15 protein-coding genes are annotated in these 14398 nt (G+C 69.4%); 6 read left to right on the forward strand and 9 right to left on the reverse strand.

The window, feature by feature from the left end; all coding sequences use genetic code 11:
• The first annotated feature begins 158 nt into the window (after positions 1 to 158).
• From GSE44_RS12215 to GSE44_RS12235, 5 genes are all read left to right on the forward strand, one after another.
• Positions 159 to 1340, forward strand: coding sequence for an AGE family epimerase/isomerase (locus GSE44_RS12215; RefSeq protein WP_235924751.1), 1182 nt, complete (start codon positions 159 to 161; stop codon positions 1338 to 1340).
• A 98-nt stretch (positions 1341 to 1438) separates the two neighbouring features.
• The gene (locus GSE44_RS12220) at positions 1439 to 2377 is read left to right on the forward strand and encodes an IS5 family transposase (RefSeq protein WP_159349124.1); all 939 of its coding nucleotides are present in this window, start codon (positions 1439 to 1441) and stop codon (positions 2375 to 2377) included.
• Positions 2298 to 3500, forward strand: coding sequence for an IS110 family RNA-guided transposase (locus GSE44_RS12225; RefSeq protein WP_201306050.1), 1203 nt, complete (start codon positions 2298 to 2300; stop codon positions 3498 to 3500). The genes GSE44_RS12220 and GSE44_RS12225 overlap by 80 nt, the downstream gene beginning before the upstream one ends.
• A gap of 63 nt (positions 3501 to 3563) precedes the next feature.
• Positions 3564 to 3893 (forward strand): hypothetical protein, encoded by a 330-nt coding sequence (locus tag GSE44_RS12230; protein ID WP_159349100.1) that lies wholly within the window; start codon positions 3564 to 3566, stop codon positions 3891 to 3893.
• Between the two features lie 78 nt (positions 3894 to 3971).
• Positions 3972 to 5624 (forward strand): hypothetical protein, encoded by a 1653-nt coding sequence (locus tag GSE44_RS12235; RefSeq protein ID WP_159349101.1) that lies wholly within the window; start codon positions 3972 to 3974, stop codon positions 5622 to 5624.
• Positions 5625 to 5665: 41 nt separating this feature from the next.
• On the opposite strand, the gene GSE44_RS12240 is transcribed toward GSE44_RS12235, so the two are convergent.
• The 7 genes from GSE44_RS12240 to GSE44_RS12270 form a co-directional block, all read right to left on the reverse strand.
• Positions 5666 to 6631, reverse strand: coding sequence for a Bug family tripartite tricarboxylate transporter substrate binding protein (locus GSE44_RS12240; RefSeq protein ID WP_159349102.1), 966 nt, complete (start codon positions 6629 to 6631; stop codon positions 5666 to 5668).
• A gap of 61 nt (positions 6632 to 6692) precedes the next feature.
• The gene (locus GSE44_RS12245) at positions 6693 to 7244 is read right to left on the reverse strand and encodes a 3-phenylpropionate/cinnamic acid dioxygenase subunit beta (protein WP_159349103.1); all 552 of its coding nucleotides are present in this window, start codon (positions 7242 to 7244) and stop codon (positions 6693 to 6695) included.
• Positions 7237 to 8598: an aromatic ring-hydroxylating oxygenase subunit alpha gene (locus GSE44_RS12250; RefSeq protein WP_159349104.1), complete on the reverse strand. Its 1362-nt coding sequence runs from the start codon at positions 8596 to 8598 to the stop codon at positions 7237 to 7239. The genes GSE44_RS12245 and GSE44_RS12250 overlap by 8 nt, the downstream gene beginning before the upstream one ends.
• Positions 8586 to 9377, reverse strand: a complete 792-nt coding sequence (locus GSE44_RS12255; protein WP_159349105.1) for a FadR/GntR family transcriptional regulator — start codon at positions 9375 to 9377, stop codon at positions 8586 to 8588. Before GSE44_RS12255 ends, GSE44_RS12250 begins: the two co-directional genes overlap by 13 nt.
• 7 nt (positions 9378 to 9384) lie before the next feature.
• Complete coding sequence (locus GSE44_RS12260) at positions 9385 to 9576, reverse strand: hypothetical protein (protein WP_159349106.1); 192 nt, start codon at positions 9574 to 9576, stop codon at positions 9385 to 9387.
• Between the two features lie 9 nt (positions 9577 to 9585).
• Positions 9586 to 9909, reverse strand: a complete 324-nt coding sequence (locus GSE44_RS12265; RefSeq protein WP_159349107.1) for a 2Fe-2S iron-sulfur cluster-binding protein — start codon at positions 9907 to 9909, stop codon at positions 9586 to 9588.
• Between the two features lie 19 nt (positions 9910 to 9928).
• Positions 9929 to 11143 carry an NAD(P)/FAD-dependent oxidoreductase gene (locus GSE44_RS12270; RefSeq protein WP_159349108.1) on the reverse strand — a complete coding sequence of 405 codons (1215 nt, stop codon included), beginning with the start codon at positions 11141 to 11143 and terminating at the stop codon, positions 9929 to 9931.
• Positions 11144 to 11259: 116 nt separating this feature from the next.
• On the opposite strand from GSE44_RS12270, the gene GSE44_RS12275 reads away from it, so the two are divergent.
• The gene (locus GSE44_RS12275; RefSeq protein WP_159349109.1) at positions 11260 to 12222 is read left to right on the forward strand and encodes a 2-hydroxyacid dehydrogenase; all 963 of its coding nucleotides are present in this window, start codon (positions 11260 to 11262) and stop codon (positions 12220 to 12222) included.
• A gap of 60 nt (positions 12223 to 12282) precedes the next feature.
• Here GSE44_RS12275 and GSE44_RS12280 read toward each other — a convergent pair whose 3' ends face one another.
• Entirely contained in the window at positions 12283 to 13020 is a 738-nt protein-coding gene (locus tag GSE44_RS12280) for a GntR family transcriptional regulator (protein ID WP_159349110.1), read from the reverse strand.
• 106 nt (positions 13021 to 13126) lie between these two features.
• The gene (locus GSE44_RS12285) at positions 13127 to 14143 is read right to left on the reverse strand and encodes a Bug family tripartite tricarboxylate transporter substrate binding protein (RefSeq protein ID WP_235924752.1); all 1017 of its coding nucleotides are present in this window, start codon (positions 14141 to 14143) and stop codon (positions 13127 to 13129) included.
• Positions 14144 to 14398: the final 255 nt, after the last annotated feature.

The following is a 14398-nucleotide window of genomic DNA, read 5'->3' on the forward strand; positions in this document are numbered from 1 at the left end:
GGCCGGCATGCCCCGGCGGCATCCTACAGCCTCGCCAGGGGACCGTCAGCCAGGGGCCGGGCCCGAATGCGGGGACCTATCCGGCCAGTGGGCGCATCCCTAGAATGCCGTACCTGCCGCATCCCTGCGGCGCAGTTCACCCGGCTGGCCAGAGCATCATGAACGAATCCCTGGGCATGGCCGATCCGGTGCTGGCTGCCTCGGAGGCCGCCCTGTCCTGGCTGCGTGACTCGGCCTGGCCCCTCTGGCTGGAGCATGGCGTGGACTGGCCACGCCGCGGCTTCCACGAAAGCCTCGCGCTGGACACCCTCCACAGCCCTGCCGGTTTTCGTCGCCTTCGTGTCGTCTCGCGTCAGGTCTATGTCTTCGCCGAGGCCCATGCGGCGGGCCTGCCGCGCGCCGCGGAGGCGGTGGAACTCGGCATTTCCTTCCTGCGGGAGAGGGCCCGCGAGGCGGATGGCGGCTACGCCCGGTGCTTCGACCTGGACGGCCGGATCATCGACCACAGCCGCGATCTCTACGACCACGCCTTCGTGCTGCTGGCCCTGGCCAGCGCGTCCCGGACCCTGCCGCCGGAGCGGCTTCGCCAGGACGCCCTGGCCCTGCTTCATCATCTCGATTCACGCTTCGCCCATCCGCGGGGGGGCTATGCCGAAAGCCTCTCCTCGCCCCCTGCCCTCCCGCGGCGCCAGAACCCGCATATGCACCTGCTCGAGGCCTTCCTCGCCGCGGCAGAAGCCTTTGGTGACACGATCTTTCTCGACCGCGCCGGCGCCATGGTCCGGCTCTTCCTCGACCGCCTGTGGGACCCGGCTTCCGGCACGCTGCCCGAATTTTTCGACGACGCGCTGGCGCCGCTGCGCGAACAGGGCCGCCACGTCATTGAACCCGGCCATCACTGCGAATGGATCTGGTTGCTCGACTGGTACCGGCGCGTTGCGGCCAGGCGGAGCGTCGCGCCGCCGGACGCTCTGGCCGAGGCCGGGCGTAGCCTGCTCGGCTTCGTCGACCGCCACGGCGTCAACCCGCGGCTCGGCACCGCCTATGACGAAATCTGGAGCGATGGGAGCCCGAAGACCCTGGGGTCGCGCCTCTGGCCGCAGACGGAGCGGCTGAAGGCGGAGGTGCTGCGGCCGGACGCCACATCGGCCGGCGTGGCCCGGGCCTATTCCGCCCTTCGCCGCTATCTCCCTGTCACCCCCCGGGGCCTTTGGTTCGAGCGGCTGGACCAGCAAGGGATGGCCTCCACGGAGCCGGCGCCCGCCAGCAGCCTCTACCACCTGACGGCGGGAATCCTGGGGGCGCATCGGCATCTGCGACGATCCGGTGCAAGCCGATGACACGGCCGTAGTGCTGCAGTGCAGCAGGACTCGCCGGTCGGCGGAGCGAGGCGTTGTTGCGGAAAACTCGTGGGTGATCGGCCATGAGGAAGGATGCGATGGGGCCTGAGCGGCCGAGGAAGCGCTATCGGATCCGGAACTGGCGCGAGTACGACCGTGGCCTGATTGGCCGTGGCGACCTGACGCTGTGGTTCTCGCCCGATCTGGCCTGGCATGCACCGGATGGCACGGGGCAGCGGGGCCGGCCTCGGGTGTTCAGTGATGCCGCCATTCAGCGTGTAGTGACTCTGAAGGTGCTCTTCGGGCTGCCGCTGCGGGCGGCGCAGGGATTGGTGGGAAGTCTGCTCCGCTTGGCCCGGCTCGACTGGCCAGCGCCGCACTACAGCACCCTCTCGCGCCGGCAGCGGGTCCTCACCGTGGCTATCCCCTGCCGCTCCCGGGGTGAGCCGCTGCACCTCGTCGTGGACAGCACCGGGGTGAAGGTGCTGGGCGAAGGGGAGTGGAAGGTCCGCCGGCACGGCGCTGACCGGCGCCGGGTCTGGCGCAAGGTGCACCTGGCCGTCGATGCCGGGAGCCACGAGATCCGTGCTGTCGAGATGACGGACCACCGGCACGGTGATGGCGAGATCCTCCCCGACCTGCTGGCGCAGGTACCGGAGGAGGAAGGGATCGCTTCCGTCACCGGCGACCGCGCCTATGATACGCGCTCGGCTTACGAGGCCGCGTCCGCTCGGAACGCGGCCCTCCTCGTGCCACCCTGGCGCAATGGCAAACCGTGGAAGACGCCGGCCATAGGGGCAGGCCAGCGCAACGAGACCATCCGCGCCGTTCGGCACCAGGGCCGACGCCTCTGGAAGCGCTGGAGCGGCTATCACATCCGCAGCCTCGCCGAGACCGCGATGTCGCGCTTCAAACGCCTCGGCGAGCGGCTGGCCGCGCACGATCCCGCCCGTCAGGTTGCTGAGGTGCAGATCCGCTGCGCCATCCTCAACACCTATAACCGGCTCGGCATGCCAGACACCGTCGCCATCGCCTGATCAAACCAGAACAGAGGGGCCGTCGTGCCCGTCACCTGAATTCTGCAACTGTGAGTGTACCGCACCCGACGCCGACGTCATCATCGGCGTCGACACCCACAAGTCCACCCATGCCGCCGTCGCGATCAGCGCACTCGGGGCCCGCCTCGGCAGCCTGACTATCCCAGCCAGCAACAGAGGCTACCAAGCCCTGCAGGCCTGGGCGCGGTCCCTGGGGCCAATCCGTGCGATCGGCGTCGAGGGCACAGGGTCCTACGGTGCTGGCCTGTCCCGGTTCTTGTGCGAGCAGGGGCACACCGTACTCGAGGTGAACCGTCCCAATCGCCAGTTGCGACGGAACAAGGGCAAGGACGATGTGCTCGACGCCGAGAGTGCCGCCCGTAGCGTCCTGGCAGGACAAGTCACGGCACGGCCGAAGTCCGGCACCAGCACGGTCGAGATGATCCGTCATCTCAAGGTGGCCCGCGACACCGCCGTCAAGGCGCGGAGCCAGGCCATGCTGGCACCCAAGGCCATCATCGTCAGCGCACCCTCGGCTCTGCGTGAGCAACTCGACCAACTCACCGGCAAGATGACGCTGCTCCGGCATCTTGCCGCGCTGCGTCCAGGTCCTCTCACCTCGACCACGGCATCCGCCAAGACCAGCCTGCGAGGCATTGCCCGGCGATGGCTGGCCCTCAACACCGAAGTCAGAGACCATGACGCCAGCCTCGGGCAGCTGACGCAGCAACTCGCACCCGACCTGATGCAGGCCCACGGCATGGGCACGGGCACCGCGGCTGAGATGCTCATCCTCCTCGGCGATAACCCGGAACGCATCCGTTCGGAGGCGGCCCTGGCCAAGCTGTGCGGCGCCTGCCCCATCCCGGCCTCCAGCGGCAAAACCAACCGGCACCGCCTCAACCGTGGCGGCAGCCGGAAGGCCAATGCCGCCCTCTACCGCGTGGTCATCGTCCGCATGCGGGGGCACCAACCCACCCTCGACTACGTCAAGCGCCGTACCGCCGAAGGAAAGAGCAAGCCCGAGATCATCCGCTGCCTCAAGCGCTACGTCGCCCGCGAGATCTTTGGCTATCTTTGCCGCCCGACCCGTCCACTCGAGGCAGCTACGGCGGCCGCTTGACCGCTATAGGAGCTTCAGCACCCCTTCCAGGCCGAAAGCTTCGCGAGCCTCGGCTTCGACGCCATGTCCTATGTCACCGCCATGCCGGCCGAACCGCCGCTGGTGGCACCGGAGGCGATCGCGGAGATTATCGGGGCGAAGCGCGCCGCCTGCACGGCGCATCGTCAGGAGATTTTCCCCACCCAAATCGCCGAGATGTGGCAAAGCATGTTCAATCCGGACCGTGCGGCAACGCGTGAGGAGATCGACTGGCTCTGGCGGTTGGTGATGGACCGCCTCCCGGCCGACGAGGCGTATTACGAGCAGAATGTTGGCCAGCGCACGATCCAGCAGATCCGTCGCTCCCTCCTGCGCAGCCGTGAGGCGCAGGGCAAGGGCTTCTACATGGCCTAGCACTCCGGCGGGTCCTCACCCTCCGACGCGCAGAACCCCGGCCGGGCTGGCCCACCGAACAGAAAGATCGGGCATTCGATGGCGACACTTGCTACTCCGACCGGCGTGACCGACACCCAGGCGCAGCCTCCGCTCACCACGGCCGAGGCCTTCCCGCCCGGTCCCTCCACGGCCACTACCGGGACGCCGCGGCTCGACCTCGGCCGTCTGGTCGGCCATGCGCTGCCGGACCGGCTAACCGTATTCATCCTCTCCTACCTCACCCTGCCGGGCCTCCTGTTCCTGGGCGGCTGGGCGGCGCCCTGGGCTGCGCTGCCGGCAGTGCTGGCCGGTGCCGCGGCGCTGGCCATGGCCCCGGGCTGGCGCAAGCCCTGGCCGCTCACCCCGGGAATGACAGCGCTCTGCCTGGCCCTCGGCCTGCTCTGGGCGGGGGCGACCGGCTCGCACCATCTCGTCTACAGCACGGCGGACTGGCAGATCCGGGATGCGGTCCTGCGCGACCTCGCGACTGGCCCCTGGCCCGTCGGTTACCTGGACAGCGACACCGGCGACCACTGGCTCCTGCGCGCACCGCTCGGCTTCTACGTGCCGGCCGGGCTGGTGGGCCATGTCGCCGGCATCTCAGCCGCGCGGGCGGCGCTCTGGCTCTGGACCGGCCTCGGCCTCAGTCTGGCGCTCATGGCTATCGCGCTGCTGGCGCGCGCGGTGTCGCCCCAGCGGCCCGGGCGGGGCTTCGCCGTGATGGTGGGCTTCTTCGTCCTGTTCCATGGGCTCGACCTGCTGCCAAACATCTGGCTGGACTGGAGTTTCGGCACCGGCCCCTTCGCCAGCTGGGGGCGCGGCGGCGAATGGTGGCCGCGGCTGTTTCAGTATTCGGGCCATGTCACCGCCATCCTCTGGGCACCGAACCACGCTATGCCGGCCTGGCTGCTGGCACTTCTGCTTCTGCGGCACTGGCAAAGCCCCGGCTTTGCACCGAGCCTGGCGCTGCCACTCGCGGCCGGCGCCTTCTGGAGCCCCCTGGCCAGCGCCGGCGCGGCCGCGCTGGCTGTCGCCATGCTTCTCCGACAGGGTCTGGGCGTGGCTTGGCGGGCGCTCTCCCTCCCGAACATCCTGGCCGTCGTCTTCGCCTTGCCGATCTGCCTCTATCTCGTGGCCGGCACGACCAAGGTCCCGCACGGACCGCTGCTGATCCTGCATCCGGTGGGCTATGCGCTGGGCGTCTGGGCGCTCTTCCTGATCCTGGAGGTGCTGTGCTGGGTCGTGCCGGCGGCCATCCTGGTCCGGGGCTGGGCCCTTTGGGCGGCGGCCGGCCTGCTCTGCCTGCTGCCCGGTTATGTCTTCGGCCCTGGCAATGAGATGACGGCAAGGGGTGGAATGGCGCCGCTCGCCGTGCTGGCCATGGTCTCGGCCGCCGCGCTGCTCGTGCCGGCCGTGGGGCGAGCGCAGCGTGCCGCCCGGGCGACACTCATGATCTTCAGCGTCCTGGCCCTGGGCGGGGCGGCGATGGAGGCCAGCCTGCTCGTGACGAAGCAGCCCTGGCCCGCCAGCGACCGATGCCCCCTTCTGGAAGCCGCGCACCAGTCGGTCTTCAACGAGACCACGGAGTGGGCGCATTACCTGGCGCGATGGCCCAGTGAGACCCTGGCTGGTTGGATGAAGGAACCGCTTCTGCGGCCAACCGAGAAGACCGGCCAGGAGACACCGTGCTGGCCGCTGCGGGGCCCGTGAAACGAGCGCGGCGCGGGTCTATGCCCGCGCCGCTGCGGCGATCAGTCGTCGACGCGGATGTTGCTGCCTTCCACGACCCCCCGCCACCGGGCCAGCTCCGCATGGAAGAAGGGCGTGAACTCGGCATGGCCGGAAGGCGCCGGCTCCAGCCCCATGCCACGGAGCCTCGCCTGGGTCTCGGGCTGGCTCGCCACCTCTACCAGGGCGCGGCTGAGCGTGTCCCGCACCGGGTCGGGCAGGCCGCGCGGTGCGAAGGCGGAGGCCCAGCTGGTCACCACGAAGTCCGGCACGCCGCTCTCGCCCATGGTGGGCACATCCGGCAACTGCCCGACGCGGTTCGCGCTGGTCACCGCCAGGATCCGGACGCCCCCCGCGTTGATGGCCGGCAGGGCGGAGGGCAGGTTCTCGAACACCATCTCGATCCGCCCGGCCCGCAGGTCGGTCAGCGAGGCGGCCGCGCCCTTGTACGGCACATGCTCGAAGCGCGTGCCCGTCGCCATCATGAACAGCGCCGCGGTGAGGTGGTTAGAGGCGCCGACGCCGGTGGAGCCGAAATGCAGCTGCCCCGGGCGCGCCTTGGCCAGGGCGACGAACTCCTGCACGTTCCGCGCCGGAAGGTCGTTGTTGACGACAAGGGAGTTGACGAATTCCGCCACCTTCGCGACCGGCACGATGTCCTTCGTCACGTCGAAGGGGAAGTTGCGGTTCACCAGGGCCGGCAGCACCTGGCCGCCAAGCCCGCCCATGATCAGCGTGTACCCATCCGGTGCCGAGCGCACGAGCTCCTGCATGCCGATCACGCCATTGCCTCCGGGGCGGTTCTCCACCACCACCGGCGTGTTCAGCCGTTCGCGCAGCCGCTCCGCCAGCACGCGGGTGAGAAGATCGATCACGCCGCCGGCTGGATAGGCGACGATGACGCGGATAGGTCGCGTAGGAAAGACATCGGCCGCCATGGCCCCAGCCGAGGTGAAGGCCGCGAGCAGCAGCCACATAAGCCACTTCATGTCCGAAATCCTCCGCTTCGATACGCCGTGTGGTCTGGCGGCCTCCCCTTTCCTTCCGGACTCAGAAGAAGGTGGTGAGGTTCTTCGCCAGCAATACGCTCTGATCGAGGCGGATTTCGCGGCGGCTGATGCGCCAGCCGCCCTCCTCCCGCCGCAGATGGTCGAGCCGCTTCCCGGCGAGGATGTCGGTCTCGTCATGGATACGGTTGCGGTAGAGGAGGAAGCGGCTGCGCACCTCCACTTCCTTTGCGGAAGCCGCATCCGGCAGGGCCGAGACGATGCGGATATTCGTCAGCAGATGCGCGGTGCGAGACCGCGGCTCCTCCGCCCAGTGGATGCCGGTCTGGAGCTGCTGCACCCGCTGGCGCAACGTCTCCTTCCCCTCGTCGAACCAGCAGCTGTCCTGCTGCTCGCGCGTGTATTCCAGGGCGGACTGGTCATGGCGCACATTGCGCGTGATGGGCATCCAGTAGCGGACATCCTCCGCCAGCAGGTCCAGCCACTCGGGGAAGCGCCGGTCATCCAGCAGATCCGCCTCCGCATGCAGGAAGCCGCGGATCTCGTGCTCCAGCAGCATGGCGGAGAGACGGTCGTCGGCCATCACCTCACCCATGGGCCGGCTCCATCGCCGCATGGCTTCCTGGGGCCATCAACGCATCCCAGTCGCCGCCCTCCATCAGCTGCTTCCAGCGGCCATAGAGGACACGGGCATTCTGCTCGGAATACTCGCCCCCGTCGAAGCCGCCGGGCAATTCGGGGATCGGCTGCGAATGGCCCGCGCCCATCTGGTAGTTGTAGGGGAAGCGGCGGGCCACCGGGCCCATGCTCGCTTCCGTGGCATAGACCCAATTCTCCATGTCGTCGGATTCGGTCATGCCTCCGGGACCGGAGTAGCGAAGATAGTAGTGCCGGGCGACATCCTTCACCACCTGCGGCGCATCGCGGTCGACCAGGTAGATGCGCCACATCTCCATCTCGGTCGGGCTGATCGGGTGGAACACGGCGATGGTGCGCGGCTGGCGCCCATGGAAGGACATGTTGGGGAAGATCGTGCCCGTGCCGGTCGTCACGCGGAGCCGGTCGCCGAGATTCCGCACGCGCGCCTCATGCACCTGCCGGTAGTATTCCTCGACCTCCGGGTGGTTGCGGTAGGTTGCGACATAGTCCGGCTCGGCATGATGCGGCAGCTCGGCCAGCCCGCCGTGGCCGAGGCCGGGAAAGCCGATGGTGGTGCGGCCGCGCGGCCGATCCCGCCGCCCCTTCCCTCCGCTGGGACCGATGCCCACCAGATCCACTGAGCGGTGGCTGATGTCGTGGTACAGGTCCCCGATGAAGTTCTCGGCAGCGAACTTCCAGTTGCACTTCACGCGCCATTTCTGCACGCCGCCGACCATCTCGGATCCGCCCTCGCGCCCGTCGCGATGATCCAGCGCGGCGTCGAGATAGATGCGGAAGCCGCCGAGGTAATCCTCGAAATCCGGCGCCTTCGCGTCCCAGCTCGCCCAGATTGTTCCCTTGTAGTTCACCACCCGTGGGCAATGGACGAGGCCCCAGGATTTCTTGTCCAGCTCGCCGCGGTAATGCGTCGCGAAGCCGGGCACGCCCACCAGCTCACCGGGCGTCTCCACCAGCCGGCCATCGGTGGAATAGCTCCAGCCATGGTAGGGGCAAGTGAAGGCGCGGGTGTTCCCCCCATCGCTGCGGCACAGCTTCATCCCGCGATGCATGCAGCTGTTCAGCAGGACATTGATCTTGCCCTGCCGGTCCCGCGTCAGGATCACGGATTCGGTGCCCATGCGGGAGACGAAGAAATCGTCCGGCTTCGGCACGAGGTCCTCATGCCCCACGAAGAGCCAGGCGCGGCCGAAGATCCGCTCCAGCTCCTGTCGGAAGATCTCGTCGTTGACGAAGATCTCCCGGCTCACCGTGCCGGCCTGGAGGTCGACCAGGCTGTTCAGCGTGTCCATCCCCGCTCCTCTCGCTTCATTTCCGGCTCCGGAGCCGCCTGGACCACGGCAGCGCCGCGTATCCGGGCGATCCGCTCGGCATTGTTGGCGACATGCAGGCGTGCGGCGGCGCGCGCGGCTTCGGAATCACCATCGGCGATCGCGTTCCGGATCGTGCGGTGCTCCGCCTGCGCCTGCGCCTCGGCCGGCGGGCCTTCGGCGAAGCGGCGCCAGGAGGCGGTGATGTTCTCCCGCAGGAAGCGGTCGATCGAATTGAAGAAGGAGACATAATAGGCGTTGTGCGTCGCGGTGCTGATCGCCCGGTGCAGCCGCACATCGGCATCTACCTCCCGCGCCAGGTCGCCCGCCGCGATGGCGTCGCCGATCGCCTCCATTGCCGCATCCATCTCCGCCAGATCGGCAGCATCCCGGCGCCGGGCGGCCAGCGCCGCGGCCTCCGCCTCGAAACCCATTCGCAGCTCGCAGATCAGCAGCACCTCCGCGACATCGGCATGCGAGGCCGGGTCGATCTGGAAGGCCTCCGGCGGCTGCTCGGCCGCGACGAAGACGCCAAGGCCCTGGCGGGTGGAAACGCGCCCCTCCGCCTTCAGCCGCGAGATCGCCTCGCGCATTACCGTGCGACTGACACCGAAGGCATCCGCCATCGCTTGCTCGGAGGGCAGGGCCTCGCCAGCGCCATGGCGGCCGGACAGGATATCGGCGCGCAACGCATCGGCGACGCGCTCCGTCAGGCTGGGCCCGAGACGCAGCGCCCGGGCACCCATGGGGCGGGCCGTCACCGCGCCCTCACGGCAACACCTCGACGACGTCATTTGCGAAGACCGGCACATCCTGCGCGTCCGGCGGTGCATCGGCGGCGCGGCAGAAAATCCAGGTTCCGTCGCCCGGATTTCCCACAACCTCCACCACCGATCCGTCCGCGAGCGCGAGCCGGCTTCCCGCAGGGATGTCCAGGAGGTTGATCGACTGGCGTTCCATCGGCCCGGCTCAGCTCGCCTGTTCTTCCGGCACGCGAAGCGTCAGCCCATCCAGGGCGGGCGTCAGGACGATCTGGCAGCTCAGCCGGCTCGCGCCGTCGCGGCCGGGGGCGAGTTCGAGCAGCATGTCCTCCGTCTCCGTCGCCCCGCCCGCGATCGGCAGCCATTCGGGCTCCAGATGCACATGGCAGGTGGCGCAGAGCGCGCCGCCGCCGCATTCCGCCAGGATGCCTGGCACTCCGGCCTCGCGCGCGACCTCCATCACCGTCCAACCCTCCTGCGCATCGAGGCTGCGCCGGGTTCCGTCGGCCAGGATGAAGTGGATGGCAGGCATCGGGATCCTTCTCGTGATTTCAGGCGGCAGGCAGCTCGACGGCGCGCTGCCCGATCAGGGAATGGGCGCGCACGAAGTCGCGGGGGCGGTTCACGGCCTCCACCGTGCGCAGGACGCCATCCTGCACGCGGTACACAGCGAAGGCGCCCGTCGGATCGCCGACCAGCGTGTCGTCGCAGGGCATGCGTGGATCAGCGAGGCCCGCGATCTGCAGCTTCGCGTCGTGCTGCTCCGACCAGAAATAGGCGGGCCGCGGCGTGGGCAGGGCTTTGCCGAGAATGGCGGCGGCGGCGCAGCGCGCCTGCCAGGTGGCGCTCTGGACAGATTCCAGCCGCACCGGACGACCGAAGCGGGGATCGTCCTGCCGCGCGCAATCACCGATCGCGTAGAGGTCCGGAAAGGCGGTGCGGCAGGCCGCATCAACGCGAATTCCATCATCACAGGCCAGGCCGGCTGCCTGTGCCAGCGCCACCTCGGGCTTGGCACCGATGCAGGCAAGCACCAGCGATGCGGGCAGGAAGGCACCATGGGCCAGCGTCACGCCATCGGCACGCACGCTGCCCTCGATCCGCGCGACCTGCCGGCCCAGGAGCAGGCGCACCCCTGCCGCCCGGTGGCGGGAGGCCAGCGCCTCGGCCGTGATGGCGGAGGCGCTGCGATGAAGAAGAGCGGGCTGCGCCTCGATGATCGTCACCTCGGCCCCGAGCTTGCGGGCGCTTGCCGCCACCTCGAGCCCGAGATAGCCGCCGCCCACCACCACCACTGGAAGGCCCGGCACGATCGCCGCGCGCAGCTGGCGCGCATGCTCCAGGCTGCGCAGCAACAGGATGCCGGGCAGGCCGCCGCCGGGCACTGGCAACGGACGCGGCTCCGCGCCAGTGGCGAGGATGCAGGCGGCGTAATCCACGGCCACGCCGTCATTCAGCACGACGCGCCGGTTCGCAGGATCGAGTTGCGATACCTCGCGCCCCAGCACCAGCCGGATACCCGCGGCCTCATAGGCCGCGGCGCTGCGGAAGATCAGGCGTTCTTCGAGAATGGTTCCAAGGAGGAAGCCCTTTGACAAAGGCGGTCGCTCGTAGGGCGACACCGCCTCACGGCCGAAGAGATGGACCGGCCCAGGAAAGCCACCTTGGCGGAGCGCGAGCGCTGCCTCCGCCCCCGCCTGCCCGGCCCCGACGATCACCACCGGCGCCGCGCTTTGCGGCGAGAACTGGCCAGATTCGAGTGGCATAGGGCAGCAAGGTCCCTTCCCGTCAGTCATATGGTTGTCATACAGGCGGGGAGGCGTCAATCTTCGTTTCGGCACCCGCTACAATCGCCGCCAGCCATTCCAGGGAGCACCTAGCCATGAAGCCACGCCTCGTCCTTGCCCGCCTGATGACCGATGCCGTCATGGACCGCATCCGGGCCGAGTTCGACGCCGTGCTGCCACCCGCGGCCGGACTCTCCCTGGACGAGGTCGTGGACGCGGCGGAGCGGCACGCGGCAGAGGCAGTGATGGTGACCGCCGGCACGCGCCTTGATGCCGCCGCCCTCAGCCGCCTCCCGGAATCCGTGCGTGTCGTCGCCACCTGCAGCGTCGGCTACGACCATATCGACGTGCCCGCGGCCCGCGCGCGCGGCCTGGTCGTAACCAACACGCCGGACGTGCTGAACGCTGCCACCGCCGATCTCGCCTTCATGCTGATGCTTTGCGCCGCACGGCGGGCGAATGAGTATGCCATCGTCATGCGCGATGGCTGGCGCCGCTCCTTCGGCATGACCGACATGTTGGGCCATGACCTGGGCGGCAAGACGCTGGGCATCTTCGGCATGGGCCGCATCGGCCGCGCCGTCGCGCGCCGCGCCCGCGCCTTCGACATGAACGTCATCTACTACAACCGCACGCGCCTGGCGCCTGAGTTGGAGGAAGGCGCGGAGTATGTCCCCAGCTTCCACGACATGCTGCCGCGTTCCCAGGTGCTGTCGCTGCATGCTCCGGGCGGCGCGGGCACGGCCAAGGTGATGAACCGCGAGACCTTCGGGCTGCTGCCGCGCGGCGCCATCTTCGTGAACACCGCGCGTGGCAGCCTGGTGAACGAGGACGCACTCCACGACGCCCTCACCAGCGGCCAGCTCTACGCGGCCGGGCTGGACGTCTTCGCCCAGGAACCGGCCTTCGACCTGCGTTTCGCGCAGCTGCCGAACGTGTTCCTCACCCCGCATGTCGCCAGCGCGACGGTCGAGACGCGCAGCGCCATGGGGAATCGCGCGCTGGACAACATCGCCGATGTGGCCGCTGGCCGCCCGGCGCGTGACGCGCTCGGCTGATATCCGTCGGGGCCCGCCGGCACCAGCGCAGAAGCCGGCGGGCCATCACCGCAGGTGGGTCTAACGAAGCGCGGCCGCGCGTCCGGCGCTGGCCCGTACTGCGGGGGCACCGCGTGCCGGGCGCGATGCTGCGGGCCCGCTCAGCCGCATGACATTGCGCCGGAAGGCCGCGATATGGCGGCCCATCGCCTGCGCCGCCGCCGCGGGGTTCTGCGCCGCCAGCGCATCCAGGATGGCGCGATGTTCCTGTAGCACGGCGGGCTGATGCGCCTCCCGCTCCAGCGAGATGAACCAGAAGCGTGCCGCGCGATCGTGCAAGTTGGCGAGCAGCGCGGCGATAATCGAATTCCCCGCGGCGCGGGCAATGATATCGTGGAATTCGCGGTCTAGAAGCGTCAGCGCCTCCGTGTCGCGCTGCGCCAGTGCCGCCTCGGTCCGGCGCAGCACCTGCTTCATCGCCGTGACCTGCGCGGCGGTGATCCGCCCCGCGGCCAGCCGCGCTGCGAGGCATTCGTTCACCGTGCGGACCTCGATGATCTGGAGCAGCTCCTCCGGATTGGCAGGAGGCACCTCGATCCCCTTGCGGGGAAGAATGGTCACCAGTTCCTCCAGCCGCAGCCGCGCCAGGGCATCGCGCACCGGCATGCGGCTCAGCCCGAGCGCCTCCGCGACCTGCGCCTCGTTCAGCCGCGCGCCCGGGGCGAAGCGGCAGGTGACGATGTGGTGGCGGATGGCCTCATAGGCCTGGTCCTTCAGGGGCAAGGGACGACCCGGCGGGCGCTTCGGCTGGGACGGCATGGGAGTGCTGCCTCTTCCTCGCTATGCGCCGCCCGGAAGGGCGGCCGGCGCGACGCCGCGCCGGCCCATCCTTCCTAGCGGCCTTGCCGGATCAGTCCAGGCCCGATCAGTCCAGGCTGGCGCCGGAGACGCGCACAGCTTCGCGCCAGATCGGCGCATCGGCCGCCATGGCATCGCGGAAGGCCGCGGGCGTGCTGCAGACCGGGGTGGTGCCCAGACGCTCCAGCGAGGCGCGGAACCCCGCATCCTTGCAGGCATCGCCCAGCGCCTGGGCCATGCGGCCGACGATCGGCTCCGGCGTTCCGGCTGGGGCGACGATGCCATTCCAGGTCTCGGCTCGGAAGCCCGGATAGCCCTGCTCCGCCACGGTCGGCACACCCGGCAGGCTCGTCAGCCGCTCCGGCCCGGCGATCGCCAGCACGCGGATGCGGCCGCCGTCAAGATGCGGGATCATGTCGGACGGATTGCCGAAATAGGCGGCGACCTCACCCGCCAGCAGCGCCTGCACGGCGGGCGCGCCGCCACGATACGGGATATGCTGCATCTGGATCTCGGCGCGGCCCAGCAGCAGGCCCATGGCGAGATGCGTCGAGGAGCCGGTGCCGGCGCTGGAATAGTCGAGCTTGCCACCCTCCCGCTTCGCCAGGGCGATGAACTCGGCCAAGTTCTTCACGCCCAGCTTCGTGCTGACCGCCAGCACCATGGGATTGCTGGCCACGATCGAGACGGGCGCGAAATCCTTCACCGGATCGAAGTTGATCCGCGTCAGCGCCGGCAGCATCACCATCTGCGACGCGCTGGCGGTGAAGAGCGTGTAGCCATCCGGCGCGCTGCGGGCCACGGCCTCGGCGGCGATGGCGCCATTGGCGCCACTGCGGTTCTCCACCGGAGCCGGCTGACCGAGCGCCTTGGACAGCCATTCGGCGCTCAGCCGCCCGACCGCATCCGTCACGCCGCCAGGCGCGAAGGGCACCAGCACGCGGATGGGCCGCTCTGGCCAGGTCGCCTGTGCAGTGGCCGTGCCCGGCGCGGCAACCAGCGCCGCGAGGCCCATCGCCATCGAGGCCAGCAGCGCGCGGCGCGCAGCCTTCCGCGCCATCCGGGGCCCTTGGGCCTGTTCCATTCGAGTCATCGTGCAGCCTCCAACTTCAATGGATCACCCCGCTGGCGCTCTCCGGCGCCATGCCCGGGGCAGGCCGTGTGTGCCGTCCCGTGTTCCGTGAACCTGCCCGAAGGCAGATCAGGCCGCGCTTTCGTCGTAGTAGTGGATTTCGAGCAGGGTGCAGCCGGTCTCGGACTTGAAGGGGCCGTGATAGGCGCCCGGGGGGCGGCAGGCATAGGCGGCCTGGTCGTAGGCTTCGCCGCCCTGGCCCTGGGC

The organism is Muricoccus harenae (genome assembly GCF_009848505.1).
In the GTDB taxonomy this organism is placed as follows: domain Bacteria; phylum Pseudomonadota; class Alphaproteobacteria; order Acetobacterales; family Acetobacteraceae; genus Roseomonas; species Roseomonas harenae.

Excerpts from the sequence above, each read along its gene's own strand:
- GSE44_RS12215 (WP_235924751.1), top strand. The coding sequence starts at position 159 with ATGAACGAATCCCTGGGCATGGCCGATCCGGTGCTGGCTGCCTCGGAG.
- GSE44_RS12220 (WP_159349124.1), top strand. The coding sequence starts at position 1,439 with ATGGGGCCTGAGCGGCCGAGGAAGCGCTATCGGATCCGGAACTGGCGC.
- GSE44_RS12230 (WP_159349100.1), top strand. The coding sequence starts at position 3,564 with ATGTCCTATGTCACCGCCATGCCGGCCGAACCGCCGCTGGTGGCACCG.
- GSE44_RS12235 (WP_159349101.1), top strand. The coding sequence starts at position 3,972 with ATGGCGACACTTGCTACTCCGACCGGCGTGACCGACACCCAGGCGCAG.
- GSE44_RS12240 (WP_159349102.1), bottom strand. The coding sequence starts at position 6,631 with ATGAAGTGGCTTATGTGGCTGCTGCTCGCGGCCTTCACCTCGGCTGGG.
- GSE44_RS12245 (WP_159349103.1), bottom strand. The coding sequence starts at position 7,244 with ATGGGTGAGGTGATGGCCGACGACCGTCTCTCCGCCATGCTGCTGGAG.
- GSE44_RS12250 (WP_159349104.1), bottom strand. The coding sequence starts at position 8,598 with ATGGACACGCTGAACAGCCTGGTCGACCTCCAGGCCGGCACGGTGAGC.
- GSE44_RS12260 (WP_159349106.1), bottom strand. The coding sequence starts at position 9,576 with ATGGAACGCCAGTCGATCAACCTCCTGGACATCCCTGCGGGAAGCCGG.
- GSE44_RS12265 (WP_159349107.1), bottom strand. The coding sequence starts at position 9,909 with ATGCCTGCCATCCACTTCATCCTGGCCGACGGAACCCGGCGCAGCCTC.
- GSE44_RS12270 (WP_159349108.1), bottom strand. The coding sequence starts at position 11,143 with ATGCCACTCGAATCTGGCCAGTTCTCGCCGCAAAGCGCGGCGCCGGTG.
- GSE44_RS12275 (WP_159349109.1), top strand. The coding sequence starts at position 11,260 with ATGAAGCCACGCCTCGTCCTTGCCCGCCTGATGACCGATGCCGTCATG.
- GSE44_RS12280 (WP_159349110.1), bottom strand. The coding sequence starts at position 13,020 with ATGCCGTCCCAGCCGAAGCGCCCGCCGGGTCGTCCCTTGCCCCTGAAG.
- GSE44_RS12285 (WP_235924752.1), bottom strand. The coding sequence starts at position 14,143 with ATGGAACAGGCCCAAGGGCCCCGGATGGCGCGGAAGGCTGCGCGCCGC.